Here is a 25219-nt window from a genome sequence, read left to right as displayed (position 1 = left end):
GCGGCGCCGATGGCCGGATTCCCGGCCCTGACCGAACTGGACGGCGCGGGGTGGAGCAGATTGCTGCACTGGCTCGCGGACGCGCGGCGGGACACCCCGGTCCTCGAATTCGTCGGCATGCACCACGTGTTCCGTGCCGAGGACGTGCGCACCGTGCTGTCGGACAGCGAACTGTTCTCCTCCGACCGGACCCGGATGATGCCGCCCACCGCGCAGCTCGGCCGGGGCAACCTGACCATGATGGACCCGCCGGACCACACCCGGATGCGGCGGATCGTCAACCAGGCCTTTACGCCTGCCTCGGTCAGGGGCCTCGCCCCGGCGATCGACGAGATCGCCGGGGAACTCGTGGGCGGCCTCACGCCGGAGCGGTTCGACCTCGTGCGTGATCTCGCCTATCCACTGCCGATCCGGGTCATCTCCCGGTTCCTCGGGCTGCCCGAAGAGGAGCACGGCCGGTTCCGTGAGTGGTCGGTCGGGTTCAGCCGGGGCGACGCCGCCCAGATGGACGCGATGCACCAGCACCTGGCCGAGGTGGCGGCGGCGAAGCGGGCGCGGCCGGTAGGCGACCTGATGTCACGCCTGGCGACCGCCGAAGTGGACGGAGCGCCGGCGACGATCGACGAGATCGCCTCGCTCAGCGGCCTGATCCTGCTGGCCGGGCATGTCACCACCACCTCGCTGATCGCCGCGGCGGTCCATGAACTGTGCGTCCGGCCGGCGCTCGACGCACAGGTCCGGGAACACGACCGGACCGAGGACCTGGTCATGGAGGCGCTGCGCACCCGGCCCGCCTTCGCCCAGGTCACCAGGATCGCGGCGGCGGACGCCACCCTGTCCGGCGTCGCCGTCCCGGCCGGTGCCCTGGTGTCGGGGTGGATCCTGTCCGCGAACCACGACCCGGGGCTGAACCCGGATCCGGAACCCTTCCTGCTGGACCGTCCGGCCCGCCGACACCTGTCCTTCGGGCACGGCGTGCACTACTGCCTCGGCGGTCCCCTGGCCCAGTTGGAGGCGGTCTCCGCGGTGCGCGCGGTCGTCCGCCGGTTCGCCCGGCTGACCGTGTCGGCCCCGGTGGAGTTCCACCCGCTGCCCACCCTCTCCATCCGGCGCCTGGTGCTCGCAGGGCAGGCCTATGGCTCTTGACCTGTTCCCGCGACTGCTCAGCGGAGTGCACGCCGTCGCGGGCCCGGACAGCACTCTCCTGACCACCCGCACCGGACTCCACCGCGGCCCGGCCGGACTCCATCCGCTGCTGCACCGCCTGGCCCCTCTCCTGGACGGCCGGACGGCCGAGACCTCGGTTCTGGCCCGCGTGCCGGAGTCCGGGCGCCCGGTGGTCCACCGCGGGCTGGACCACCTGGAGCGCTGCGGCGCGCTGCGCCGGGAGGCCATCGCCCGCCCCGACGACATTCCCGGTCAACTCCTCGCCGTCGCCGACCTGTTCAGTGACGCGCCCTATGGGCGATGCGCGGCACTGCTCGCCTCCGAGGCCATGGTGTACGCGCCGGGGGACTGGCTGCGGCCGCTGGACGCGGCTCTGCGTCAGCTGTCGGTAGGGACCGAGCTGTCCACCGCGTCCGGTGAATGGGGCGTCCTGGTGCGGATCGGCGAGGTGGAGGTGGCGTTGGCGCCGGACGACGGCTGGCTCGTGGAGCCGATCGGAGAGGTGGAGCGGGCCGTGGCCGCCGCGGCTGTCGCGGCGGAGGCCGTGGCCCGGTTCCTCGGTCGTCCGGCCCGCCCGCTGCCCGGCGCCGGCGACCTGCCCGGCCTCGACCGGCGTGGCCCGCGAACGAGCACCGGCGCGCCGCTGCTCGACCCGTGGCCGGTGCCGGATCAGCTACGCGCGCTCCTGCTCGATCCGGCCTCACTCCTGCCCACAGGGGAACTGGAGTACGCGCGGCCCGCCGCGGTCCGGCCCCTCGTGGCAGGCGAAGGGCCACGCGTGCCCGACTGGCTCCGCGCCCTGCTGTGGTGTGTGCACGTGCCGCTGCGCTGGGAGTCGGGCGACCTCGCGCACTCCGGCGGCCTGGCGCACCGCGGGCTTCCCTCGGCGCGAGGGTTCTACCCGGTCGAGTTCTACCTGGTGACGGACACCGGCGCCTGGTACGTCGAGCCCGGGGACCTGCGGCTCATCCCGGTCTCCCCGTCCGCGTCGTCGGGGCTGGGTTCCCGGTTCACCCTGGTGCTGACGGTGCGCGAGACCAAGGTGTCCCACCGGTACCACTGGTACGCGACCCGGCTGTGCCTCCAGGAGACGGGCCTGGCTCTGGCGGCGCTGGGCGACGCGGCACGGGACGCGGGCATCGCGGCCGACGCGGTCGCCGAGCTGGGTGAGCGAGGCCGGAGCGGGCCCTGGGGCGAGTTGCTGGACCTGGGACCGGACGAGCGGTCGGCCGGCCGGATCACACTCGAACCGCCGCGGAGTGCGCTCGATGCGTCAGCGTTCGCCGGGCATCTGGCCCTGGTACGGCAGAGACGCTCCGGGCATCGGGTGTTCAACGCCCTGGGAGCCGAACGGGTCGGCCGACTGGGGCCGCTGCCCGACGAGCTGACCGCCACTGTCGACGACCGGCTCAGCACCTTCCTGGTCGTCCACCGGCCCTGCCTCGACGCCGAGGCCGGCCGCTGGGAACCAGGGTGTTACCGGGTGACAGGACACGGTCCGGAACTGGTCCGGGCGGGCCTGGAGCCCACGGAGCGACTGCAACGCGGGCAGGACGCGATGGGCTGGCTCGCCCCGGACTACCTCAGCGCCTCGGCGACGGTGATCGTCGCGGCACCGGTCGACGAGGCCACCGCCGACGTGCGGCGACTGCACGAGATCACCGCCGCGGCCGCACGGATCGCGCACCGGGTCCTGCTCGGTGCGGCAGCGGCAGGGGCCGTGGGGCGGATCCACAACAGCCTGCGCGCCGAGGTGCTGGCCGCGGTGAGCGGGGACGATCGGCTCGCTCCGCTGTTCCAGCTGATCGTCGGCTGCCCGGGCCCTGACGGGACGCTCACCGTCGGCGTGGCCGAGGAAGCGTTCATCGGTACGGAAAACACGAAACTCACGGGGGACACACGATGTTGATCACCGCTCGACAGGGCAGCACCGTCCAGCCGTTCGGCAACGCAACGGACGATTCGTTCCGGCCCGGGCAGGCGAGCCGCGACCGATGTACCCGCTCCGCCCGGGTCCTCGACGCCGTGGTCGAACTCGTCCTGCGCATCGGCTATCCGAAGATCAGCGTCCAGGACGTCGCCGAACACGCGGGGATCGGCAAGGGAACCGTGTACAAGCACTGGAACAGCAAAGAAGACATCATCGACGACGTGCTGGTCCGCGAATTCGACGGTGTACACACCCGGTTCATGGCGCTTCTGCCCGGAGACCGCAGGATCGCCACCCTGCACGGCACGAGCTGCGTGCTGTACCGCCTGGTCATGGCGAATCCGGTACTGCGGGCCTACAACACCCGTGACGGGCGCGTGCTGGGCACCCACGTGGCGGCAGAGGGGAACGCGGACGCCCTCGGGATCTCCCTCGTCTCGGTCCTGGGACGCCTCCCGTATCTCGAGTTGCTGCGCGACAACGGCCTGCTCCTCGCCCCCGTCTGCTCCCCGGAGGGCCAGCTGTCCGTCGAGGCCGTCGTCAGCGGATTCGTCGCCCGCGCGGGCCACGCGGACAACCCGGAACAGACGAAGGAGTCCTCCCGCATGATGGCGACCGTGCTGCGCCGGGCCTTCGAACCCGTAGAACCGACGCAGCCGGCGGACCACGACCGGATGACGAAGGCCATGCTGGCGATCCGCCCGCTGCGGTCCGGGACCCCCATGCGGGCCACCCCCACGACGGGTGAGCGATGACCCTGACGCTGCCGGACTGGGCCCCGGACCTCTACCAAACCCTGCACCGCAGACCCGAACTCGGATTCCAGGAGCACCGCACCGCCGGGCTCCTCGCCGAGGTGCTCGCCCGCGAGGGCTTCACGGTGACCCGCGGGATCGGGGGGACCGGCCTTGCGGCGGTGCTCGACCGTGGCCCCGGCCCGGTCGTCGCGGCGCGCGCGGAGCTGGACGCCCTGCCGCTCCAGGAACGCACCGGCGCGGCCTTCGCCAGCGAGGAGGACGGCGTGATGCACGCCTGCGGGCACGACCTGCATCTGACAGCGCTCGCCGGAGCGGCCGCACAACTGGCGTCCCGGCCGGACCTGCCGCCCGGGCGGATCGTCCTCATCCTGCAGCCCGCGGAGGAACTCGGCAGCGGCGCCGCCAGGATGGTCGCGGACGGCCTGACCGAAGCCGTCCCGCGCCCCGACGTTCTGCTCAGCCAGCATGTCTCCGCCATGGCACCGGCCGGTGTGCTGGTGTCCACCCCCGGGCCGGCGCTCGCCGCGGCGGACACGCTCGTCGTCACGGCGCGCGCCCCGGGCGGGCACACCGGCTCACCGGATTCCGGCCCCGACCCGGTGCTGTTCGCCGCGAGTCTCACCCAGCGCCTGCACACCGTGGTGGGCCGTGACGTAGCGCCGTTCGAGCAGGCCGTGGTGTCCGTCCCCGGGATAGCGGCACCGTCCGCACCGGGACTGCGTGCGCCCCGGGCCGCCGTGACCGTCAATATCCGCACCTTCGAAGAACGCGTGCGGAAGGCGGTCCTCGGCCGTGTCGACGCGCTGGTGCGGGCGGAGGCCGCCGCCGCCGGCCTCGCCTTCGGCGACGACGTCCAGCTGACCCATGACACACACGTCCCCCGAGTGGAGAACAACGCGCCGGTCCGCGACCGCCTCACCGCGGTCCACCGCAGCCGGCTGGCCATGAGCCATCTCACCGTCCCGCCCGCGCTCGCCTCGGACGATGTCAGTCTTCTCGTCCGAGCCTTCGGCTGCCCGGCCGTGTACTGGTTCGTCGGTTCCGGCGAACCAGGCGGCCGGCTCGGCCCGGTACGGCCCGCCTGCCACACCGACCAGTACCTTCCGCATCCGGCGACCCTCGCCGTCGCCACTGCCGCGATGCGCGAGGCACTGCTGGGCGGGCTGACCGGTGAACTGTGCGGGCCGGCCCATCAGGCAGGTCCACCTTCGTAGTCCGGCTGATGGGTCGGTTCTCGGCGCGGAACTCGTCCTCAAGGGCACAGCCGACGCAGGTCGTAGCCGTACGTCTGCCCCAGGTGGTGGCGGAGCACTTCGACGAACGCCGATCCGTCGTCGCCCCTCATCCGGGCCACCAGTTCCTCGTGCTCGGCGATGATGGCGTCGCTGCGGCCGAGCAGCGTGTCACCGAAGCTGAAGAGGAGGAAGCGCTGCCGGTCGGCGAGCCGGTCATGGAGTTCGAGCATCACGAGATTGTCGCCGGCTTCGACGAATGAGCGGTGGAAGGCATTGGTCAACTCGACGAACTGGCGCAGGTCGCCGTCCGCGAGGGCCTGCTTCTGCCGGTCGATGTCCCCGGCCAGCCGCTCCGCGAGAGCCTGTCGGCGCTGCGGCGTCGCGCGCTGGACTCCTGTGCCCTCGAGAATCAGCCGGGCGTCGGCGAGATCGGTGACGACCTTCTCACTCATCCCTCGGACGAGCGCGCCACGCTTGGGGTACACCGTGATCCAGCCCTCGTCCTGGAGCCGGGCCAGGGCCGCCCGTACCGGGGTGCGGCTGACTCCGAGCTCGGCGGCCAGGCCGGCCTCGCCGAGCATGGTGTCCGGTTTGTGGGTGCCGTTGAGGATGCCCTCACGGATGGCCGCGTACGCCCGCTCGGACGCGCTCTCGCTTGTCGACATGACCCCTATCTTGTACGCAATTCGCGCGGCCGGGCGCGCGATCTGCGAGCGGTCACCGCGGCAGGGGTGACAGGGCAGCACTGTCTGAAAACGCATCTAGTATCCATGTTGCATTCCAGTGGGATACTTCCGGGGCAGCCCCGCCCTCCGACAAGGAGCAAGGCCATGCGCACCTCCCCGCCCGGCCGGAAACGCGTCGTCATCGTCGGCGGCGGAAGCGCCGGCATCAGCGTCGCCTCCCGCCTGCGCCGAGCCGGTGTGGGCGACATCGCCCTCGTGGAGCCCTCGGAGACACACTGGTACCAGCCGTTGTGGACCCTGGTGGGCGGTGGGCAGGCCCCGCTGAACGGCTCACGCCGCCCACAGTCGACGGTCGTACCCCGCGGGGTGCACTGGATCCGCCGGTCGGCCGAGGGAGTCGACCCCGACGCCCGCGTCGTCATCCTGCACGGTGGCCACGAACTCGCCTACGAACACCTGGTGTTGGCCCCGGGGCTCCAACTCGACTGGGGCGGGGTGCCCGGCCTCGCCGAGGCGGTCGACCGGGACCGGGTGAGCAGCAACTACGCGGCCGAGTACGCCCCGCACACCTGGGAACTGATCAGGGACATGCGCTCGGGCACCGCCGTCTTCACCCAGCCGGCCACGCCGGTGAAGTGCGGCGGCGCACCTCAGAAGATCGTGTATCTGGCGGCCGACCACTGGCGCAGGAGGAAGGTCCTGCGCGACATCCGGGTCGTCTTCGTCCTCCCCGACACCGTGCTGTTCCGGGTGGGCGAGTACCGCCGGATCCTGGAGCAGGTGGTGGCCCGCTACGGCGTCGAAGTGCGGTTCCAGTCGGAGATGACGGCCGTGGACGGGGCGCGGGACTCGATCACCGTCACCGACCACGCGCGCGGCACGACGGAGTCACTCGCGTACGACTTCCTGCACGCCGTTCCGCCGCAGAGCGCACCCGACTGGATCAAAGCCGGCCCGCTCGCCGATCCCGCGAGCCCGCAGGGGTTCGTCGCGGCAGACCGGCACACCCTCCAACACCCTCGGTACGCCAACGTCTTCGCACTCGGAGACGTCGCCCACCTGCCCACTTCGAAAACCGGCGCCGCCGTGCGCAAGCAGGCTCCGGTCGTCGCCGCCAACCTGATCGACGTGATGCGCGGACGCGCACCGGAACACCGTTACGACGGCTACACGTCCTGTCCGCTGGTGACGGCTCGGGACCGCGTGCTGCTCGCCGAATTCGACTACGAGCTGCGCCCGAGACCGTCGTTCCCGTTCATCGACACGTCCAAGGAACGCCGCGACATGTGGCTGTTCAAGCGCTATCTCCTGCCGCCTCTGTACTGGCACGGCATGCTCACCGGCCGTCTGTGACGGCCACCGCCCGCTTCGGCCTTGGTACGGGTCCTCCCAGGGACAAGGAGTGCACAGCGTGTTCTTCGTCGACACCATCGACGTGCCGGGTCTCGGCAACCGCCACTATCTGGCAGGGGGTGAGCGGACGGCGGTCGCCGTGGACCCGCCGCGGGACATCGACCGCGTGATCGCGGCGGCGGCCCGGTCCGGCGTGCGGATCGCCCATGTCGTGGAGACGCACCTCCACAACGACTATGTGACGGGAGGTCTGGAGCTGGCCCGCGTGACCGGCGCGGCATACCTGGTTCCTGGCGACGCGCGGGTCTCCTTCGAACGGACACCGGTGCACGACGGGGACGCCGTCGTCGTCGACGCCACGGCAGGCCTGGTCCTGCGGGCCCTCGCCACACCGGGCCACACCCCGCACCACACCGCTTACGTCCTGGAGGAGCACGGGACGCCGGTCGCGGTGTTCACCGGCGGCTCACTGCTCATCGGCACGGTGGGACGACCCGACCTCGTGGAACCGCGCCTCACCGGACAGCTCGCCCGCGCGCAGTACGCCTCCGCCCGCCGGATCGCCGACCTGCTGCCCGACGGCACGGCCGTGCTGCCCACCCACGGCTTCGGCAGCTTCTGCTCCTCGGCCAGGGCCACGGGCGACGCCAGCACGATCGGCGCGGAGAGACGGTCCAACGCCGCGCTGATGTGCGACGCGGACACCTTCGTCGCCGACCTCCTGGCAGGACTGGACGACGTCCCCGCGTACTACACGCACATGGGCCCGGCCAATGCCGCCGGCCCCGCTCCCGTCGACCTCACCCCGCCGGCGTCGGCCGGCCCCGCCGAGATCGCCGCCCGACTGGCCGCGGGGGAGTGGGTGGTCGACCTGCGCGACCGCGTCTCCTTCGCGGCGGGGCACATCGCGGGCACGTTCAACTTCGAGGCCGAAGGGCAGCTCGCCACCTACCTCGCCTGGCTGATCCCCTGGGGCAGGCCCGTGACACTGCTCGCCGAGTCGGACGATCAACTAGGCGCAGCGCAACGCGAGTTGACCAGGGTCGGCATCGACCGGCCGGCGGCCGCGGCGATCGGTGGCCCTGCGTCCTGGCTCCCGGAGGGCGAGACCCCGGCATCGTTTCCCCGCGCGACGTTCGCCGACCTCGCCCGGCTCCACCCACGCGAGGGACTCGTCGTCCTCGACGTCCGGCGTACAGCCGAGCGGGCGGGAGGCTCCGTCCCCGGCTCGGTGCACCTGCCGGTCCACACCCTTCACCGGCGGCTCGGCGGGATCCCGCCGGGCCAGGTGTGGGTGCACTGCGCGGGCGGCATGCGAGCGGCCATCGCGGCGTCGATGCTGGACGCCTCGGGCCGCGAAGTCGTTGCCGTGGACGACATCTTCGATCCGCATCGGCCGTGGTGAGCCCGCCCTCGCAAGGCGGCGCGCCCTCGTGCCCGTGTTGATCCTCGCGCTCGTCGCGGGAGCCGTCGTCGGACTGGCGCTGGGCGCTCTCGGAGGCGGTGGCGGGATGCTGGCCGTGCCCTCCCTCGTCTACCTGCTCGGTGTTCCGTTGTCCGCGGCCACCACCGCCGGCCTGGTCGTCGTGGCCCTCACCGCGATCACCGCACTGCCCTTGCACGCGCGCGACGGCCGGGTGCGCTGGCGCACGGGGCTGCTGTTCGCGATGGCCGGCATCCCCACCGCACTTGCGGGCGGGGCCGTCGCTGGGCGGCTCCCCGGCGACATCCTGACCGGCGGATTCGCGGTGATCGCGGCGGCGGCGGCGCTCCGCATGCTGTTCCCGGGCGGGACACGGGACGGCGCACGCCCTCCTCGGCCCGCTCGCGCGGTCGCCTCCGGGGCCGGGCTCGGCGCGATAACCGGAGTCCTCGGTGTCGGCGGCGGGTTTCTCGTCGTTCCCGCGCTGACCTCAGTGCTCGGACTCCCGATGCGGGACGCGTCGGGCACGAGCCTCCTTGTGATCTCGGCCAATTCCCTGGCCGCACTGGCGACCCGCACCAGCACGTCCGGCGGACTCGACTGGACCCTCCTGGCACCGTTCACCGCGGCGGCGCTCCTGGGAGCGTGGGAAGGCAGCCGTCTCGCGGCCAGGACGTCGGGGCTGGTGCTGCGGCGGATCTTCGCCGCCGTACTTCTCGCGGTGGCGAGCTTCATGATCGTGGCAGCGCTGATATGACGGACGGCCCGCCCGACCTGCCGCCGATCACCAACCGTGGAACCGGTGAAAGCGCACCGACCGCCGAACCCCCTTGCGGCTCAGCCGACTTGAGAGCCGTACCCTGACCCGTGGACCACAGATCTCTTAGTACTATCCGCGTGTGTCATCGCATATATCCGGCCCCCACTCCGCGCTCACCACCGAAGCCCGGGCGCAACTGCCCCGGTCAACGGGTCGTCGATGCCTCAGGCGCGGAGTCTCCGTGACGGGCGTACTCCGCGTGAGCGTTGTGTGAGCCCGGCAGTTCCGCAAGGCATTCACGTGAAACAGGCCCACACGTGAATTTGAAAGTGCAAGATTCTTTCGTTGTAACCGCACGGCTCAGAACTGCCTCCCCCACGCACCGTCACCTCTTAGGACATCCATGCACGGTATTTCCCCCGCCCCCGCGGCTCGTGGCCGCCACCGCAAACCCCGGCCGATGAGTCCGGCCGTCCGCCGCATGATCTTGGTCGCTGCCACGGCGCCCGTCGCCGGCACTCTCCTGGCCGCCCCGTCGGCCTTCGCCGCCGAGAAGGCCACCTCGAAGGTCGCCGGCGCCGCGACACTCGATCCGGCGGAACAGAAGATCGCGGCGAACCTCGACGCGCGGGTCCAGGACGCGCGTCTGGGCACCACGTTCGGCGGCGTCGTCATCGACTCCAAGTCCGACAAGGTCGTCTGGGGCCATGACGCGAGGACCGCGCTGATGCCCGCGTCCAACACCAAACTCGCCACGGCCACCGCGGCGTTGACGGTTCTCGGCCCCGACCACAAGTTCACCACCAAGGTCGTCTACGGAGACGGCACGCTGACCCTCGTCGGCGGCGGTGACCGCACCCTGACCACCGACGACCTCAACGCACTCGCGAAGACCGCGGTCGCCGGCCTGAAGAACGCGGGCCTCACCTCGGTCAAGGTCCGCGTCGACGACAGCCTCTTCCCCGAGCCGGCGCTGGCCAACGGCTGGAACACCGGCTACTACCCGGACGAGGTCACCCCGGTACGGGCTCTAGTGGTGGACGGACACGGTGTCGAGGACACCTCCATCGACGCGGGTCAGGTCTTCGCCAAGCTTCTCTCCGACCAGGGTGTCACGGTCGCCGGCGACGTCACGCGCGGCGTGGCCGGGCAGGGGGACGTCCCGGTCGCGCAGCACGACTCGGCGGAACTGTCCACGACGGTCGAGCACATGCTCAAGGTCAGCGACAACAACATCGCAGAGACGCTGCTGAGGATGACCGCGCTCGGCGCGGGCCGGTCGGCGACATTCGACGACGGGACGGCGGTCGTACGGGAGGTGCTCAACCACCGGTACGGCGTCTCCCTGGACAACTTCGCGATCTACGACGGCAGCGGACTGTCCCGCGCCAACCGCATCCCGGCCCGGACCCTCGCGGACATCCTCGACCTGACGACCGACCCGCGCTACAGCGGGACCCTGAAGTACATCAAGGAGGGACTGCCCGTGGCGGGCGAGGCGGGCAGCACCCTCGGCCCGGAGTGGGGCCGGTTCGACACCGCAGACTCCCAGTGCGCCGTCGGCAAGGTCATGGCCAAGACCGGCACCCTCACCGGTGCCATCGCCCTGAGCGGCTTCACCAAGGCCGATGACGGCCGGTGGAAGGTCTTCTCCTTCGTCGAGAACAACTCCGGCGCCGCCCCGAGCGACACCAAGGACGCCCTCGACGGACTCGCAGCGACGGTCAACGGCTGTTGGGCATGAGCTGAGGCAGATCCGGTGCCCGCCGGCGACCGGCGGGCACCGTCCGAGCGTCGGGCCGTGCAGGAGGAGGCCCTACGAGCGCCGGATGCAGGTGCGGATCAACCGTCTGCCGCGGCGGCGGTCACAGCTGCTTCGCTGGTGTCCGGGACGGAGCAGGCCGCCGGGCGCCGCTGCGGTAGGCGGAGATGCCCAGCGCCAGCAGCCAGTAACTGAGGAACGCCCCCATCAAGGCAGTGGTGCCCCAGCCGTTGGCCGCGTAGAAATGCGCGGGAGTGTTGCCGAAGAACAGGGATGGCACGAAGGCCAGGTTGACCCCAGCCAGGGCGTAGGCCGAGCGGCCGGTCCACCGCGGCAGCAGTTCCGTGCGGGAGACGACGAAGCCGACCACCGTCAGGAACAGCGCCAGCATCAGGCGGGAGATCGACCCGTAGAGGATGTACGTGCCGCTGACCGCGATGGTCGGATCGATCGGGTGGTCGGCGGCGATGACCGCACCTGCTTCCAGACCGCTGGAAACCAGCGTGATCGTCGCGTAGACCAACCCCACGGCGAAGGCGATCGAGCCGGCCCACTCGTACGCCGGGCTCACCCGCTTGACCAGTTCCCGTAAGGCGGTCACGAACACGACCAGGCAGGCGAGAGCGACGATCCCGATCAGCAGCCTGCTCAGCACGTTCGCGTCTGGTGGCGGGCCGGAGTAGACGAAGTACAGGGGCACTTCGATGATGAAGGCGGCTCCGGCAGCGATGCCCGCGACGCCGGTCAGGCGCCGCGCGAAGGTTTCCGTCATGGGTGTCCCCCGGTGGGTGTGGTGGATGCCTCGCCGGCTCGTTCACCGACGCTATGCATCGTGCCGTTCGCGGTGGTCGACGTCGCTGGGCCTGAACACCGAAGGAGGGGTGGTCCCAACACCACTACCTCTACGACCTCCGCTTCGGCCGCAACCGCATGCAGCCCTCGCGGCAGGCGGTCGGCAACAGCAACTACACTGCCGCGAAGTCGCCAGGCGGCACAGCAACTGGCCGAAAAGGAACGGTGGGAGAGGTCATGGCAACGGGGGGATGGGGTCCTGGACCCGGCGCGGGGCAACCGGGCGGGAACGGACCGGGCGGTCAGGGCTGGGGCGCTCCGTACGGGCCGACGCACAACGGCCCCAACAGCCCTTACAGCCCGCCCGCACCTAACCTGAACCCGAACCAAGGCCCGTATCCCAACGCGAACCCGTACCCGTACCCGTACCCGTACCCCTATGGCTCGCAGCCCGGCGCGCCCGTCCCGGCCGCACGCCGCCGCAGCTGCCTGTGGTACGTCTCGCCCGTCTTCCTCGCGGTCGCCGTCATCCGCTCCGCACACCGCGTGGCCACCAAGCTCTTCGTGCACCAGAGCGGGGACCGGATCGTGGACCGCGCGGTGGACCGTGTCCAGGTGGTCCGCACGGTGCTCGGTGTGCTGGCCACCCTCGCGCTGATCCTGGTCTACGGCGTGGAGAAGGACCGTTGGGGGAACGCGGCGGAGGAGGGCTTGGCCAACGCGATCGTCACGCCGCTCGTGCTGATCTGCACCGGGCCGCTGGTCATCCTGGGATTCATCCTCTACGCGCCCCCGCATCAGCGACCGGACCTGCGTTCCCGGCTGGGCGCCCCGCTCAAGGCGGTCGGGTGGTACGTGCTGACCCTGGTCGTCCTCGCCACGACCATCTACCTCGCGGGCGGCACCGGTCTCAAGGACAACCTGCACGGCTGGCAGGTGCTGCCGTTCGCCCTCATCGTGCTGGTCGCCATCTTCTGGGGGCTGCCCTTCCTCTTCCTGGCGTCGCTGTACTCCGCGCGCAGCGCCTTCAACACCGCCCATGTCCACCCGATGCTGCCGCCCGTGGTCACCGGGGTCCTGGTATGGGTGCTCGCCCTCTTCAACCTGATCGGCAACGGCATGCCGGCGGGCCCACCGGTGGCCCAGTTCTGCTCACTGCTCGGCGGGCCGCTGTCGGTGACTGCGGTCTCGGCGTGGGAGATGTGGCGCCTGCGCACCCGCTTCGGAGTCACCGTCCGGGGCTGAGCCGGAGCGGCGGCGTTGCGTTTCTACTCCGTCGGCGCTGGCACAGGGACCGTCCGGGGTGAGCCGCGTCGCATCGCAGCGGGCGGGCTTGCTATGCAACGAGGTGCATAGAAGGATCGGCGTCGTGGCGCTCGAACACGCGATTTTGGTGTCGCTTTTGGAGGAGCCGGGATCCGGCTATGAGCTGGCCCGGCGTTTCGAGCGGTCCATCGGCTACTTCTGGACCGCGACGCACCAACAGATCTATCGCGTGCTCAAGCGCATGGAGGTCGACGGTTGGGTCGACGTCCGGGACGTCCCGCAGCAGGGACGGCCGGACAAGAAGGAGTACAGCGTCGCCGACCTCGGCCGAGCCGCGCTGTCCTCCTGGTTGCATGATCCGATCGAGCCGGAGAGCGTCCGCCACGACTTGGCCGTGAAGATCCGCGGCGCCGCCTTCGACGACCCGGCCGCACTGATCTGCGAGGTGGAGCGGCACCAGCAGGCGCACCGTGACCGGCTGGCGCGCTATCTCGCGGGAGAGGCGAGGGACTTCACGGGGCCCGAGGCAAGCGCGGCCGCTCCGGAGGCGCCGCTCGACGCGGAGCGCGAGCTCCAGCACGTCGTACTGCGCGGCGGCATCGCGTACGAGCGGATGATGATCGACTGGCTGGCCGACGTGCTCGCCACGCTGGCCCGGTTCGGTCCGGGCCGCTGATCGCCGCCGGCACCCTCCGCCGGTCCTCCCGACTCCCATCCGTCCACCAGCCGAAAGGCGTCCTCACCATGGCTGACCAACTGCTGTTCAACCCGCGCACTTACGACCCCGCACACTTCGACCCCGAAACGCGCCGCTTGCTGCGTGCCACCGTCGACTGGTTCGAGGAGCGTGGGAAGGGGCGGCTGATCGAGGACTACCGGACCCGAGCCTGGCTTGCCGACTTCCTCGCGTTCGCCGCGAAGGAGAACCTGTTCGCCACCTTCCTGACGCCGTCGTCCGCCGCAGGAGAGGGAGAGCCGGACAAGCGGTGGGACACAGCCCGGATCGCCGCGCTCAACGAGATCCTGGGCTTCTACGGCCTGGACTACTGGTACGCCTGGCAGGTCACGATCCTCGGCCTCGGTCCGGTGTGGCAGAGCGACAACGCCGCCGCCCGCTCCCGCGCCGCGGAACTCCTCGCCCAGGGAGAGGTGTTCGCGTTCGGCCTGTCCGAGAAGGCCCACGGCGCCGACATCTACTCCACCGACATGCTGCTCGAGCCCGACGGCAACGGTGGCTTCCGGGCCACCGGCTCCAAGTACTACATCGGCAACGGCAACGCCGCCGGACTCGTCTCCGTCTTCGGCCGCCGCACCGACGTCGAGGGGCCCGACGGCTACGTGTTCTTCGCCGCCGACAGCCGTCACCCGGCCTACCGCCTGGTCAAGAACGTCGTCGACTCCTCGAAGTTCGTCAGCGAGTTCCGCCTGGAGGACTATCCCGTAGCGGCCGAGGACGTCCTGCACACAGGCCGCGCGGCCTTCGACGCCGCCCTCAACACCGTCAACGTCGGCAAGTTCAACCTGTGCACGGCCTCGATCGGCATCTGCGAGCACGCGATGTACGAGGCCGTCACCCACGCCCACAACCGCATCCTCTACGGCCGCCCCGTCACCGGCTTCCCGCACGTGCGGCGCGAGCTGACCGACGCGTACGTCAGGCTCGTGGGCATGAAGTTCTTCAGCGACCGCGCTGTCGACTATTTCCGCTCCGCCGGCCCGGACGACCGTCGCTATCTGCTCTTCAACCCGATGACGAAGATGAAGGTGACCACGGAGGGTGAGAAGGTCATCGACCTGATGTGGGACGTCATCGCGGCCAAGGGCTTCGAGAAGGACAACTACTTCGGCCAGGCGGCCGTGGAGATCCGCGGTCTGCCGAAGCTCGAGGGCACGGTCCACGTCAACCTGGCGTTGATCCTGAAGTTCATGCGCAGCCACCTCCTCGACCCGGTCGCATACCCCGGCGTGCCGACCCGTCTCGACGCGGCCGACGACGACTTCCTGTTCCGGCAGGGACCGGCTCGCGGGCTCGGCTCGGTGCGCTTCCACGACTGGCGGCCCGCCTTCGACGCGTACGCGCACCTGCCCAACGTCGCCCGGTTCCGTGAACAGGCGGACGCACTCTGCGCGTTCGTCGCCACGGCTGCCCCCGACGCGGAGCAGAGCCGCGACCTCGATCTCGTCCTGGCGGTCGGTCAGCTCTTCGCCCTCGTCGTGCACGGGCAACTCGTCCTGGAGCAGGCCGCCCTGATCGGACTCGACGAGGACGTACTCGACGAGCTCTTCGCCGTCCTCATACGCGACTTCTCCGCGCACGCCGTCGAACTGCACGGCAAGGACTCGGCGACCGAACAGCAGCAGACCTGGGCCCTGGGTTCGGTCCGGCGGCCGGTCGTCGACGAGGCACGCACGGAGCGGGTCTGGCAGCGGGTCGAGGCGCTGTCCGGCGCGTACGAGATGGCCCCGTAAGCGCGCCTACGCATCACCGCCGGCCGGGCCGCGTGGGCCCGGCCGGCGGCTGGGCGGACAACCCGTACGCGAGGTGTGACCCAGTGGTTCGGGCTGCTGCCTTCACAGCCATCGCCGCAACCCTAAATGGCTTCTCAGAGCGGAAGGGAGCTCTCGGCCTGCACCCTGCTTTCGATTGATTTGCCGCCGCCGACACATGCGTCGAGGAACTCGGAAAGCTGCGCGAGCGCCGCGAGCAGACGTTCCGTGCGCTGTGTCTTCTCGCCGCGCGCGATGTCCAGGTAGAACAGGATCAGCCGGTCGATCCAGACACGCCAGGTGGGGTCCTGGAGCTTCTCGCAGAACTCGCGGTAGGTCAGAAGACGCTCGTCGTCGCGGACCCACACCGACTCACCGATGCTCGGTTGAGTCACGTAGTAGACGCCGCCGTTGACGAGGAAGCCTCGTTGCACACGCAGGAGCAGCGCCGCCAGACGAGTATCGTCCGTTGCAGAAAGACGAAGGTAGGGGAAGTCCTCCCGGACCTTCTTGAGCTGGGCGTACAGGCAGGATGTCAGGTAGACCGCCGACATCAGCGCGTAACCGGGACCGGTGAACCAAGCGGCGTCCTTGGAGGACACTTCTGCCGGGTCCTCGATGACCAGCATCACAGCGTTTGGTCCATGGGCCGAGGTGCGGTTGTTGATGCTCGACAGCCTGAAATGGTTCTCCACCAGATGAAACCGGAGAGGATTCAGGTATTTTGCGTTCAATTCCTGACGCTGGGTGCGTCTTTCCTTGCGCCGTTGCTGCCGTTCACCCAGGAAGATCGAGCACACCGTCACGATGACCGAGGTGGCTGCCGCCGCCACAGCCGACAGAGCGGCGTTCACCGCCAAACCTCACTCATACCCAACCCCCAACCTTGCATTGGCCCACTATCCCGCCCCGTGGTCATCTTGCCCCCGGTCGCCGAGGCCAAAGCAGTAGCCGTCCCGCATTGTGTCGGCCGGAGCAGGGGCACGCGTCGACGCCTGGGGAGGGTTCCGCAGCCCTGTGTGGCGTGCCGCCAGGGACGGAGGAAGTCGTGGAGGACCTGCTGCGCGGCTGGGGCGATCGCCGGATCGTTGACCGGTGTGCCGGCAGGGTGGAGGAGATGGTCGAGTCCAGGGAGGACCCGCGGTCCTGGTCCGGTGGTGTGGGCGGCGCCAAGGGCCGACAGCAGAGAAGGCATCGTCCGGCAGGGCACATTGGTGTCCTCGGTGCCGCAGGTGACGAGCGTACGCGTGCCGTGCGCCATGCCTCGGGCGACGGACGGCGGGTAGAGGGCGTCGTCGCTGCGGACGAAATCCGCGTTGACCGGTCCGAACATGCCGTTGAGGAGGGAGGAGAGGGACGGCAGCAGTCCCGAGGTGTCAACCGGGCGCTGGGCGCGGAAGTCCGCGATGGCCCTGGCCACGCCCCGGTTGTTCAACCACGCCTGTTGCGCGGTGAGTTGGCCTGCGACGACAGCCCGGTTCAATGCGTCCGCCAGCTGGAGGCGTATCAGGTCCAGCAGCCGCATGTCCTGCGGAGCGATGAGCGCGAGCCCGGCGGGCTTCGGCTGTACGGCGCGGTCGACGAGCAGTGCCTGTAGGCCGCCCTCACTGTGCCCGACCACAAGCAGCGCGTGCGGATCGGCTTCAGGCTGGGCGCGCAGGGTGTCGTACGCGGCCACTGCCTGTCGGGTGTAAGCGGCCATGCCGGGTGCGCTGGTGCGTCCGCCCAACCCCGTCCGCCCGGTGCCGTATTTGTCGAACCGCAGGCTCATCACGCCGTCGCCGCTGAGGACGCCGGCCATGAGGGCAAGGGTGTGGGGAGTGTAGTCGGGCGGCTCGTCGCCGTTGCGGTCGGTCGGGCCGCTGCCGGGAAGCAGCAGCGCCGCGGCCAGCCTGTGGCCCGCGCGATGGGTGGGTATGTGCAGCGTGCCGTACGCGGTGGTGCCGTCCGCGGTGAAGTGGACCTCGCGGTCCACGGCGGGTACGAGAGCGGCCTGAGGTGCCGCGGATGCCCGGGTCGGGCCTGACACCGGTCCGGCCGCGACCAGGGCGGCCGTCGCCATGAGCACGGCGATCATCCTGCTGCGCCAGAGGGTCCGTAAACGCATGTGTTCTCCTGATGAGCTGAAATGGTGAGAGACGGCGGCCGTCGGTGGACGCACTCAGTGGACGAGGAGCGGCACGATGAGCGCGGGGGCCAGAACGATCCCGAGCAGCAGTGCGACACCTCGCGGGTTGCCGAGGTTGAAGGTCCAGCCGATGCCGAACCGTTTTTGAACAAGCAACGCGGGATCGGCCCGGTTGACGTATACCGAGCCGAGCAGACGCCAGTACTGGTCGTCGTCGCGCCGCACCATGCCGGTGTTCTCCTCCGTCACCGCGCCGTCCTGCGCGGGCATTCGGCTGCCGCCCTGCCCGGTGCGGACGGCGATGCCGATCACCACGGCCAGCCCGGCCAGGATGGGCAGCAGGCTCAGGGCCGGGGATACCCGCTGGTCCGGGTGCCACATCGCCCAGGCTCCGGCGAGCAGCGTCAGGTCGGCGGACGCCGCCAGCAGCAGAAGGGAGATGGCGGTACGAACCGAGAAGCGGCGGTGCCTGCGTGCGGAGTCGGCCGGCCGCGCCGGGTCGAGATCCGCACGTGCCTGGAAGGACATCCAGGTCAGCGCCAAGAGCAGCACGGTGAGCGTGGCTTGGGCGAATACCGGGAAGAACGCGGTGCCGATCGATCTGGCGGCGAAGCGGTCAGCGCTGCCGGAGTCGGTGAAGTGCACGGGAATGCGGTCCGGCAGGGACGGATAGCGCAGAACACCCACCACCGTCGTACCGATGCAAATGAGCAACGCGGGGACGGCCCACAGCCAGGGGAAGCGCTCCGGATCGGTACGCAGCGCGGTGTCCGCCACCACACCCTGCCGCAGCCCGCCGTACCAGTTCTCACGCTGCTTGACCGCCATGACCGCCACCCGTGCCCGGCTGTAGGCCGCCAGGCAGGCGGCAACGGTCAGCAGGGGGATGACGCCAGGTATGCCGAAGCGGAACACGGAGCTCACCAGGACTCCGACCGTGATCAGCACCGCACCGGACGCGGCGACCTGCCGGCGGTACTGTCTCCGTTGCTCGACGACCACTGGGTCGTCCGCCCGCGCATAAGGGCTTCGTACACCGAAGGGCAAGGTCGGGCTGGTCAGCGACGGCATCCACCACGCCAGCGCCGCAAGCACAGCTGGAACGAACACGTTGACCAACATGTCTGCACCGTTCATGACGCTGAATCTCCTTGCCCTGCACCGGGGTTCGCGCGCGGTGAAGCAGGTGCGGATGACGTGAACGAGACGAGGACGGAACGGCAGCTGTCCAGTACCGCCGGGTCGCCAGTCCCGTGGGCGACCGCTTCGGCGAGCAGGGTCCGAAGCCGGGTCTCCCACTCGGCAGTGAAGGCCGGTTCGGGCGGACCGCTGTGGGTGTCACGCTGCACCAGGGCGCCGCTCTTGCGGTTGACCCGCAGCAGTCCTTCCCGTCGCAGTAGGTCGTACGCCTTGTTCACGGTGTGGAAGTTGATGCCCAGATCCACGGCTAGCTGCCGCGTCGAGGGCAGCGAGCTGCCTTCGACGAGCTGACCGGAGGCGATGGCCTCGACGATGCGGTCCCGGATCTGCTGGTAGATCGGCACCTCGCTGTCCATGTCGAGGCTGAGGATCATGTCCCGCTCCCACTGTTGCCCTGTTATAGCTTTTATAGAACACAGGGCGGTGTGGGAGCGACAGGGAGAGAGTCAAGAACGTGACAAGGACGGTGCCGTCAGGCGAAGCCCCTGCTCACACCAAGCTGCGCGCCGCGCTGAAGCATCGAGGTGCTCCTCACCCCTCGCGCACGCCCAGGGGCGTCGGGCCGTGCCCAGCCCGCCCTGTGGGTGTACGCCCCTTCGGCGGCCTTCAGCCGAGCTGCTCGGCGAGTCCGACGACGATGCCCTCGGGGCCGCGGACGTAGCAGAGCCGATAGATGTTCTCGTACTGCACGATCTCGCCGACGAGTTCGGCACCGTGGTCCCGCACGCGGGCGACGACATCCTCGATGTCGTCGACGGCAAACATGATGCGACGAAGGCCGAGCGTGTTCGCCGGCGCGTCTTTCGGCTCGGGGGTGATGGCCTTCGGCCTGTGGAACTTCGCCAGCTCCACTCTCCCGTGGCCGTCCGGGACCCGCAGCATGGCGATGTCCTGCCGGACGTCATCGAGCCCGATGACACGCTCCGCCCCGCGCCAGTCGAGTGGCCCCTTGCCCTCCAACTCCATGCCGAGTTCGACGAAGAACGCAATGACGGCCTCAAGGTCGTCGACGACGATGAGGACGTTGTCCATCCGCTGGATCGTCATGCTGGGCCTCCTTCGTGTGGCACGGCCACGGTAGCCGCTTCTGCCTCGGAGACGGAGCTGATAGGCCGTTCTCGACATGCTCGGCTCGATCTCGGAGGGGTAGACGGTCGCGGCCTCCGAACTCCGCACCGTCACCACGACGAGCGGGCGACCGTTCGGGGGCGCACCGCCGACGACGCCACCGGGACCCCGGCGAACTCGCGTCAGCCGGTCACCCGCACCACCGCCGTCGCACCGGCCCGCACCGTCGGCGTCGCGTAGGTGTATGTCACGCCGTTGACCGTCTTGGTGCGGGCCGGCTGGGGGACGCCGTTGACCGTGATCTTCTTGTGGGCACCGGGGAAGCGGGCTTCCCAGCTGTAGGCGCCGTGGCGGGCGTTGTTCGTCAGCGTGGTCTTCGTCGCGCCGTCGTGCCGTACGGTGATCGTGCCCGTGCCGATGGGCACGTCCGCCACCTGGAGCCACTTCATCCCGGAGGGCAGCCGTGACTGGGTGGTCACCTGGTGCGCCGCCGCGTTCGGTGTGATGCCCATCAGGCCTTCGACGGTCTGGCTGACCAGGGTGAACGACACCTCGGGATAGTCGCCGTCGGGGCCCTGGCTGGAGTTGACGTGTTGAAGCTCCCGCTCGCCGTAGATCTTCTGCATCCACCACCAGGCGGTGTCGTTGCGGTTGTTCTTGAAGAACATGTCGGGCAGGTACGTGGTCGCCTCGATGTTGGGCGACCCCTGCGGCCCCAACTCCTGTGCCTGGATGTAGTCGAGGTAGGCGTCGTTGCGCGGACCGGGGGCGATGATCTGCTTCATCGGCATGAACACGCTGTTCTCCTTGCCCCAGCCGGTGACCGGGACGTCGGAGGTGGTGTACGCGCGAACCATCTCGGCTCCGCTGCCGCCGCCGCTCCACTCGTCGTTGAAGTACTTCTTCAGATCGGCGGCGCGCCGGTCGTACTTCCTGGCCAGCGCGGTGTCGCCCTTGCCGCGGGCGAGCACGGCCATCGCCAGATACGCCTGGTACTCCGAGGCGATGGTGTCCCCGGCCTCGGCGAGGTGGTCGCCGTCCTGCTCGTTGTAGCTGGCGGCGCCGGAGAAGATGCCGTTGCCCGTGCCCTCGGCGACCTTGACCTTGCCGTTGGGCACGGCGCTGTCGTGCAGGTCGATGAAGTCCTCGGTGGCGTGCCGGTAGAAGTTCCACAGCGTCGGGTCGTCGACGTAACTGCGGTCGCCGGTCCAGAGGTAGGCCTGGGCCGCCTTCTCGACGAGTTCGAAGACGGCCGGCACCTCGCGCACGAAGTTGTCCGGGCTGTGGTAGTCGATGCTCAGGTACGTCTTGGCGTCGAAGTTGAGGGACCACACCGGGAAGTACTTCTGCTCGGCTGTGGCCGATGCCGCGTACGAGCTGAGCATCGCCTTGTTCTCGGTGTCGAGGCCGATGAGGTGGGCGCCGTCCAGTTGGTGGGTCATGTCGCGGGAGTAGTAGGCGCTGCGGTTGGCGTATCCGGCCCAGTAGGTGGGCCCGTACGTCCCGGTGGAGGTGCCGCTGGTGTGGTGCTCGTCGACGTTGATCGGGCCCACCGTGCCGGGCAGCTGCACCCAGCTGTTGGCCTTTCTCTTGGCCCAGTCGAACAACTCGGCGACCTCGGGGTCGGACGAGGTGACCTTGGGGTCGGCGGGCGCGGCCGGGGAGATCATGAGGTCGTCGGCGTTGACCCAGCTGCTGCCGGAACCGAAGGCTGTTTCCAGTCGGTCGCCGGCCTTCAGGTCGACGCGGCTGATGGTGTAGCGGGCGTACGAGGCGCGCTGCGGCAGATCGACCGTGCCGACGGTCTCGCCGTTGCGCCGGATGGTGTAGGTACCGCCGGTACCGGCGCTCGCCACCCATGCGGAGAAGTCGTAACTGCCGTCCCGGGGCGCCACAAGGGTCTGTCTGGCGGTCCTGCCGAGGCCGGCGTCGAGATAGAGGAAGCGGGTACCGCCGTGGACGTTTCCTTGCCCGACCCCGGTGCCCGGGTCGAAGGTCCAGCCGATGCCGCCGTTCTCGAAGCCGGGGTCGGGCAGGGCGAGTTGGGGGTGAGAGTCGGCGGCGGTGCGTGGCGCCGCCGTGGCCGCCGACGCGGGGGCGATCGGCGTGAGTAGAGCAACAGCGGTGAGCAGCATGAGCCTTGAGGGCTTCATCGGGTCTCCCGGTCTTGAACTACGGCGGGGGCGGCCGAGTCGTGGCGGAAAGCTAACAGGAGCCGAAGATCCGCTTCAATGGTCACGCCGAGGAAAGTTGCAAAACGCATGACGTCTCTGCGAGTTCTGGTGCTGGATCCGACTGAAAGTTTTCACACAGATCTTGCAAGCCTGCTGGAGTCGGGCAAGCTTGATATGCAGAACGAGACAGTGAGGGGCCCGAGGGGTTACATCGGTGACACCACGGAGGACGGAGGGAACCGCATGAAGGTCGGCATCACCGAGGTCGCGGACCGGGCGCAGGTGAGCGAGGCCACGGTCAGCCGCGTCATCAACCGGCGCCAGGGCGTGTCCCGCAAGACCCGGGAGGCGGTCGAGCGGGCGATGGCCGACCTTGGGTACGAGCGGCAGACCCAGGGGCAACTCGTCGCGGTCATCACCGAGTTGGTCTCCAACCCGTTCTTCGCCGACGTCTGCGAACGCATCGAGTCCACTCTCGCCCCGCACGGCCTGAAGACGATCCTGTGCCCGTGCTTTCCCGGCGGAGTCCAGGAGTTGGACTACGTGACCTCCCTCGCCGACCGGGGCATCGCCGCCGTCGTCTTCCTCTCCGCCAGCAACACGATCGAGGGCGCGGACCCGGAGGCGTACGAACTCCTGCGCTCCCGCAGGATTCCGTTCGTCGGGGTCAACGGCCAGTTCGAGGGCGGATGCGACGCCCCGGTCTTCTCCACCGACGACCTGCTGGCCGCCGAACTCGCCGTCGACCACCTGCACCGGCTCGGCCACCGTCGCATCGGCATGGCGTCGGGCCCGGTCGGCAACCGGCCGGCCGACCGCCGGGTCAGCGGCTTCGTCGCCTCGCTCGCCAGACGCGGCATCGAGGACCCGGAGCAGTGGGTGGTCCGGCAGTCCTACACCGTCGAGGGCGGCCAGTCCGCCGCGGTCTCGCTCCTCGGCCGCGGCGCCACGGCCATCGTCGCCGCCAGCGACTACATGGCCCTGGGCGCGATCCGCGGGGCGCGCCGTCAGGGGTACGACGTCCCGGGCGACGTGTCCGTCGTCGGCTACGACGGCTCCATGATCATGGACTTCGTCGACCCCCCGCTCACCACGGTCCGCCAGCCCGCCGACCGCCTGGCCCCGGAAGTGGCCCGCAGCGTCCTCGCCCTGCTGGGCAACCGTGACGTCCCCGTCGGTGAACTCCTCTTCGACCCCGAGCTGGTGATCCGCGCGACCACGGCGCCGCCGAAGGCGGAGTGAGGACCAGGACCATGTCCTGCTGAGCGGGCCTGCCGACGTCCATGACGCATGAAGCAGGGTTGGCGGCCCTGGCGCCCCACCGGCACCGGCATGGGCGGCGCCCTCGAGACTCAGTGATCGACCACGGAACGTGCACGGCACCCTATTCAGTCTGGTGTGATGCGATAGCCGACGCCGGGTGTGGTGCTGATGACGGAGGGTTGGCCGAGCTTGCGGCGCAACCGTCCGATGGTGACGGTGACGGTGTTGGTGAACGGGTCGGCGTGTTCGTCCCAGACCTGTTCGAGTAGGTCCTCGGTGCTGAGGTGGGCGGGGCTGGCGCGGAGCAGCGCTTCGAGGAGGGCGAACTCCTTGACCGACAGATCGAGGAGTTCGCCGTCGCGGGTGGCGGTGCGGCGAGTCGGGTCGAGCTCGATGCCTGCCGCACGCAGCGTGCGGGCTCGGGCGGCGGGTTGGCGGCGTGCCAGGGCGTGGATGCGCAGGACGAGTTCCGGGAAGTGGAAGGGTTTGGTGAGGTAGTCGTCGGCGCCGACGGAGAGGCCGGCGACTCGGTCGGCGGCGGTGTCGGCGGCGGTGAGCATGAGCACCATGGCTCGCTGGTGGTGTTCGGTGATCAGTCGGCAGAGTGCGTCGCCGTGGATGCCTGGTAGGTCGCGGTCGAGGACGACGACGTCGTAGGTGTTGAGGTCGAGCTTCGCCGCGGCGTCCAAGCCGTCGTACGCGACGTCCACCGCCATGCCCTGGTCGCGCAGGCCCTCGGCCACGATGGCGGCCAGCGCGCGGGCGTCCTCGACCACGAGCACTCTCATCGTGACGATCCGGAAGGTACGGCCGAGCGGGGCAGGGTGCGCCGTCGCCGTCGCCGTCGCCGTCGCCGTCGCCGTCGCCGTCGCCGCCGTCCTGGCCCTCGCGCTCAGTGCCCTGCTGCGGCGCAGCGCCACCGCAGTCATGGTGGCGGTCATCCTCCCCTACTTGTGGTCACCGACCCCGACTGGCAGCGGCACCTCCAGCAGATCGGGCCCATGACCGCCGGCCTCGCCGTCCAAGCCACCACCCGCCGGCACGACCTGCCCATCGGCCCGTGGGCAGGCCTCGGCGTCCTCGCCGCCTGGACCGGCGCCGCGCTGCTCGCCGGCCTGGTCAGCCTCCGACTCCGCGACGCGTGACCCCTCGGTGGCGCGCTCAGATCGGTGGCGGCTGTCCTACCTTCAAGGCACGGGCCTGGGTGACCGTGCAGGCCGGGCCTCTGCCATGATCGCTCGGTGAAGGATTACCAGCGGATGCACCCTTCCAAGGTGGCCGACGACCGAACGTCGCTCACCTCGTTCCTCGACTACCAGCGCGCCACTTTGGCCATGAAGTGCCAGGGACTGGATGCCGACCAGCTGAAGCAGCGAGCCGTTCCGACTTCGAGTCTGACTCTCCTCGGCCTCGTCCGGCATGCGGCGGAGGTGGAGACCAACTGGTTCCGTTTCGTGCTGAACCAAGAACAACTCAAGCCCCGATGGCCCGCGGTCGACGGCGTCTGGGGCGAGTTCCTCGTGGCCGACGCAGACGTGGACGAAGCATTCACACTCTGGCGAGAGGCATGTGAGGGCTCCCGCGCCGTCACGGACTCCTTCGAGTCCCTCGACGACACGGTGGACTTCCGGGGCGAGACCATCTCGCTGCGCTACGTCCTTACACACATGATCGAGGAGTACGCGCGTCACAACGGCCATGCCGACCTGCTGCGCGAAGCGATCGACGGGACGGTCGGCGAGTAGAGCGCCGGGTGACAACAACGGC

At 69.8% G+C, this 25219-nt stretch carries 23 protein-coding genes; 14 read left to right on the top strand and 9 right to left on the bottom strand.

Features of this window, described 5'->3' with window-relative positions; genetic code table 11:
• Positions 1 to 9: 9 nt before the first annotated feature.
• From ABZ915_RS29330 to ABZ915_RS29315, 4 genes are read left to right on the top strand one after another with little or no spacing between them, the layout of a single operon-like run.
• On the top strand, positions 10 to 1146 hold the full coding sequence (locus tag ABZ915_RS29330) for a cytochrome P450 (protein ID WP_361809448.1): 1137 nt from the start codon (positions 10 to 12) through the stop codon (positions 1144 to 1146).
• Positions 1136 to 3076, top strand: coding sequence for a hypothetical protein (locus ABZ915_RS29325; RefSeq protein ID WP_361809446.1), 1941 nt, complete (start codon positions 1136 to 1138; stop codon positions 3074 to 3076). Before ABZ915_RS29330 ends, ABZ915_RS29325 begins: the two co-directional genes overlap by 11 nt.
• Positions 3070 to 3852: a TetR/AcrR family transcriptional regulator gene (locus ABZ915_RS29320; protein ID WP_361809444.1), complete on the top strand. Its 783-nt coding sequence runs from the start codon at positions 3070 to 3072 to the stop codon at positions 3850 to 3852. Before ABZ915_RS29325 ends, ABZ915_RS29320 begins: the two co-directional genes overlap by 7 nt.
• A complete protein-coding gene (locus ABZ915_RS29315; protein WP_361809442.1) occupies positions 3849 to 5069 on the top strand; it encodes an amidohydrolase in 1221 nt (406 codons plus the stop codon). The genes ABZ915_RS29320 and ABZ915_RS29315 overlap by 4 nt, the downstream gene beginning before the upstream one ends.
• A gap of 38 nt (positions 5070 to 5107) precedes the next feature.
• Here ABZ915_RS29315 and ABZ915_RS29310 read toward each other — a convergent pair whose 3' ends face one another.
• Positions 5108 to 5755 carry a GntR family transcriptional regulator gene (locus ABZ915_RS29310; protein WP_361809440.1) on the bottom strand — a complete coding sequence of 216 codons (648 nt, stop codon included), beginning with the start codon at positions 5753 to 5755 and terminating at the stop codon, positions 5108 to 5110.
• A gap of 165 nt (positions 5756 to 5920) precedes the next feature.
• Between ABZ915_RS29310 and ABZ915_RS29305 the strand changes: the two genes are divergently transcribed.
• From ABZ915_RS29305 to dacB, 4 genes are all read left to right on the top strand, one after another.
• The gene (locus ABZ915_RS29305) at positions 5921 to 7129 is read left to right on the top strand and encodes an FAD/NAD(P)-binding oxidoreductase (protein ID WP_361809438.1); all 1209 of its coding nucleotides are present in this window, start codon (positions 5921 to 5923) and stop codon (positions 7127 to 7129) included.
• A gap of 58 nt (positions 7130 to 7187) precedes the next feature.
• Complete coding sequence (locus tag ABZ915_RS29300) at positions 7188 to 8534, top strand: MBL fold metallo-hydrolase (protein ID WP_361809436.1); 1347 nt, start codon at positions 7188 to 7190, stop codon at positions 8532 to 8534.
• 28 nt (positions 8535 to 8562) lie between these two features.
• Positions 8563 to 9309: a sulfite exporter TauE/SafE family protein gene (locus ABZ915_RS29295; RefSeq protein ID WP_361809434.1), complete on the top strand. Its 747-nt coding sequence runs from the start codon at positions 8563 to 8565 to the stop codon at positions 9307 to 9309.
• Positions 9310 to 9772: 463 nt separating this feature from the next.
• A complete protein-coding gene (gene dacB / locus ABZ915_RS29290; protein ID WP_361809432.1) occupies positions 9773 to 11056 on the top strand; it encodes a D-alanyl-D-alanine carboxypeptidase/D-alanyl-D-alanine-endopeptidase in 1284 nt (427 codons plus the stop codon).
• A gap of 121 nt (positions 11057 to 11177) precedes the next feature.
• On the opposite strand, the gene ABZ915_RS29285 is transcribed toward dacB, so the two are convergent.
• Positions 11178 to 11846 (bottom strand): hypothetical protein, encoded by a 669-nt coding sequence (locus ABZ915_RS29285; RefSeq protein WP_361809430.1) that lies wholly within the window; start codon positions 11844 to 11846, stop codon positions 11178 to 11180.
• Between the two features lie 257 nt (positions 11847 to 12103).
• Between ABZ915_RS29285 and ABZ915_RS29280 the strand changes: the two genes are divergently transcribed.
• From ABZ915_RS29280 to ABZ915_RS29270, 3 genes are all read left to right on the top strand, one after another.
• The gene (locus ABZ915_RS29280) at positions 12104 to 13111 is read left to right on the top strand and encodes a hypothetical protein (RefSeq protein ID WP_361809428.1); all 1008 of its coding nucleotides are present in this window, start codon (positions 12104 to 12106) and stop codon (positions 13109 to 13111) included.
• A 124-nt stretch (positions 13112 to 13235) separates the two neighbouring features.
• Entirely contained in the window at positions 13236 to 13808 is a 573-nt protein-coding gene (locus ABZ915_RS29275) for a PadR family transcriptional regulator (RefSeq protein ID WP_361809426.1), read from the top strand.
• A gap of 68 nt (positions 13809 to 13876) precedes the next feature.
• Positions 13877 to 15601: an acyl-CoA dehydrogenase family protein gene (locus ABZ915_RS29270; RefSeq protein ID WP_361809424.1), complete on the top strand. Its 1725-nt coding sequence runs from the start codon at positions 13877 to 13879 to the stop codon at positions 15599 to 15601.
• Positions 15602 to 15735: 134 nt separating this feature from the next.
• Here ABZ915_RS29270 and ABZ915_RS29265 read toward each other — a convergent pair whose 3' ends face one another.
• From ABZ915_RS29265 to ABZ915_RS29240, 6 genes are all read right to left on the bottom strand, one after another.
• On the bottom strand, positions 15736 to 16473 hold the full coding sequence (locus tag ABZ915_RS29265; protein ID WP_361809422.1) for a hypothetical protein: 738 nt from the start codon (positions 16471 to 16473) through the stop codon (positions 15736 to 15738).
• Positions 16470 to 17726, bottom strand: a complete 1257-nt coding sequence (locus ABZ915_RS29260) for an alpha/beta fold hydrolase (RefSeq protein WP_361809420.1) — start codon at positions 17724 to 17726, stop codon at positions 16470 to 16472. Before ABZ915_RS29260 ends, ABZ915_RS29265 begins: the two co-directional genes overlap by 4 nt.
• Before the next feature lie 54 nt (positions 17727 to 17780).
• Complete coding sequence (locus tag ABZ915_RS29255) at positions 17781 to 18884, bottom strand: DUF5808 domain-containing protein (protein WP_361809418.1); 1104 nt, start codon at positions 18882 to 18884, stop codon at positions 17781 to 17783.
• Positions 18881 to 19321: a GntR family transcriptional regulator gene (locus ABZ915_RS29250; RefSeq protein WP_361809416.1), complete on the bottom strand. Its 441-nt coding sequence runs from the start codon at positions 19319 to 19321 to the stop codon at positions 18881 to 18883. The genes ABZ915_RS29255 and ABZ915_RS29250 overlap by 4 nt, the downstream gene beginning before the upstream one ends.
• A gap of 232 nt (positions 19322 to 19553) precedes the next feature.
• A complete protein-coding gene (locus ABZ915_RS29245) occupies positions 19554 to 19994 on the bottom strand; it encodes a VOC family protein (RefSeq protein ID WP_361809414.1) in 441 nt (146 codons plus the stop codon).
• 203 nt (positions 19995 to 20197) lie between these two features.
• Entirely contained in the window at positions 20198 to 22168 is a 1971-nt protein-coding gene (locus ABZ915_RS29240; protein ID WP_361809412.1) for a hypothetical protein, read from the bottom strand.
• Between the two features lie 264 nt (positions 22169 to 22432).
• On the opposite strand from ABZ915_RS29240, the gene ABZ915_RS29235 reads away from it, so the two are divergent.
• Positions 22433 to 23431 carry a LacI family DNA-binding transcriptional regulator gene (locus ABZ915_RS29235; protein ID WP_361809410.1) on the top strand — a complete coding sequence of 333 codons (999 nt, stop codon included), beginning with the start codon at positions 22433 to 22435 and terminating at the stop codon, positions 23429 to 23431.
• A 146-nt stretch (positions 23432 to 23577) separates the two neighbouring features.
• On the opposite strand, the gene ABZ915_RS29230 is transcribed toward ABZ915_RS29235, so the two are convergent.
• Positions 23578 to 24240, bottom strand: a complete 663-nt coding sequence (locus tag ABZ915_RS29230; protein WP_361809710.1) for a response regulator transcription factor — start codon at positions 24238 to 24240, stop codon at positions 23578 to 23580.
• Positions 24241 to 24405: 165 nt separating this feature from the next.
• On the opposite strand from ABZ915_RS29230, the gene ABZ915_RS29225 reads away from it, so the two are divergent.
• A complete protein-coding gene (locus tag ABZ915_RS29225) occupies positions 24406 to 24597 on the top strand; it encodes a hypothetical protein (RefSeq protein WP_361809408.1) in 192 nt (63 codons plus the stop codon).
• A 114-nt stretch (positions 24598 to 24711) separates the two neighbouring features.
• Positions 24712 to 25197, top strand: coding sequence for a DinB family protein (locus tag ABZ915_RS29220; protein WP_361809406.1), 486 nt, complete (start codon positions 24712 to 24714; stop codon positions 25195 to 25197).
• The last annotated feature ends 22 nt before the right edge of the window (positions 25198 to 25219 follow it).

Source organism: Streptomyces sp. NPDC046915 (assembly GCF_040644935.1).
In the GTDB taxonomy this organism is placed as follows: Bacteria; Actinomycetota; Actinomycetes; order Streptomycetales; family Streptomycetaceae; genus Streptomyces.
Note: the sequence above shows the minus strand (reverse complement) of the source record. Positions and strands in the feature narration are given on the sequence as shown.

Excerpts from the sequence above, each read along its gene's own strand:
- ABZ915_RS29330 (WP_361809448.1), top strand. The coding sequence starts at position 10 with ATGGCCGGATTCCCGGCCCTGACCGAACTGGACGGCGCGGGGTGGAGC.
- ABZ915_RS29325 (WP_361809446.1), top strand. The coding sequence starts at position 1,136 with ATGGCTCTTGACCTGTTCCCGCGACTGCTCAGCGGAGTGCACGCCGTC.
- ABZ915_RS29320 (WP_361809444.1), top strand. The coding sequence starts at position 3,070 with ATGTTGATCACCGCTCGACAGGGCAGCACCGTCCAGCCGTTCGGCAAC.
- ABZ915_RS29315 (WP_361809442.1), top strand. The coding sequence starts at position 3,849 with ATGACCCTGACGCTGCCGGACTGGGCCCCGGACCTCTACCAAACCCTG.
- ABZ915_RS29310 (WP_361809440.1), bottom strand. The coding sequence starts at position 5,755 with ATGTCGACAAGCGAGAGCGCGTCCGAGCGGGCGTACGCGGCCATCCGT.
- ABZ915_RS29305 (WP_361809438.1), top strand. The coding sequence starts at position 5,921 with ATGCGCACCTCCCCGCCCGGCCGGAAACGCGTCGTCATCGTCGGCGGC.
- dacB (WP_361809432.1), top strand. The coding sequence starts at position 9,773 with ATGAGTCCGGCCGTCCGCCGCATGATCTTGGTCGCTGCCACGGCGCCC.
- ABZ915_RS29285 (WP_361809430.1), bottom strand. The coding sequence starts at position 11,846 with ATGACGGAAACCTTCGCGCGGCGCCTGACCGGCGTCGCGGGCATCGCT.
- ABZ915_RS29280 (WP_361809428.1), top strand. The coding sequence starts at position 12,104 with ATGGCAACGGGGGGATGGGGTCCTGGACCCGGCGCGGGGCAACCGGGC.
- ABZ915_RS29270 (WP_361809424.1), top strand. The coding sequence starts at position 13,877 with ATGGCTGACCAACTGCTGTTCAACCCGCGCACTTACGACCCCGCACAC.
- ABZ915_RS29260 (WP_361809420.1), bottom strand. The coding sequence starts at position 17,726 with ATGCGTTTACGGACCCTCTGGCGCAGCAGGATGATCGCCGTGCTCATG.
- ABZ915_RS29255 (WP_361809418.1), bottom strand. The coding sequence starts at position 18,884 with ATGAACGGTGCAGACATGTTGGTCAACGTGTTCGTTCCAGCTGTGCTT.
- ABZ915_RS29250 (WP_361809416.1), bottom strand. The coding sequence starts at position 19,321 with ATGATCCTCAGCCTCGACATGGACAGCGAGGTGCCGATCTACCAGCAG.
- ABZ915_RS29245 (WP_361809414.1), bottom strand. The coding sequence starts at position 19,994 with ATGACGATCCAGCGGATGGACAACGTCCTCATCGTCGTCGACGACCTT.
- ABZ915_RS29240 (WP_361809412.1), bottom strand. The coding sequence starts at position 22,168 with ATGAAGCCCTCAAGGCTCATGCTGCTCACCGCTGTTGCTCTACTCACG.
- ABZ915_RS29235 (WP_361809410.1), top strand. The coding sequence starts at position 22,433 with ATGAAGGTCGGCATCACCGAGGTCGCGGACCGGGCGCAGGTGAGCGAG.
- ABZ915_RS29230 (WP_361809710.1), bottom strand. The coding sequence starts at position 24,240 with ATGAGAGTGCTCGTGGTCGAGGACGCCCGCGCGCTGGCCGCCATCGTG.
- ABZ915_RS29220 (WP_361809406.1), top strand. The coding sequence starts at position 24,712 with ATGCACCCTTCCAAGGTGGCCGACGACCGAACGTCGCTCACCTCGTTC.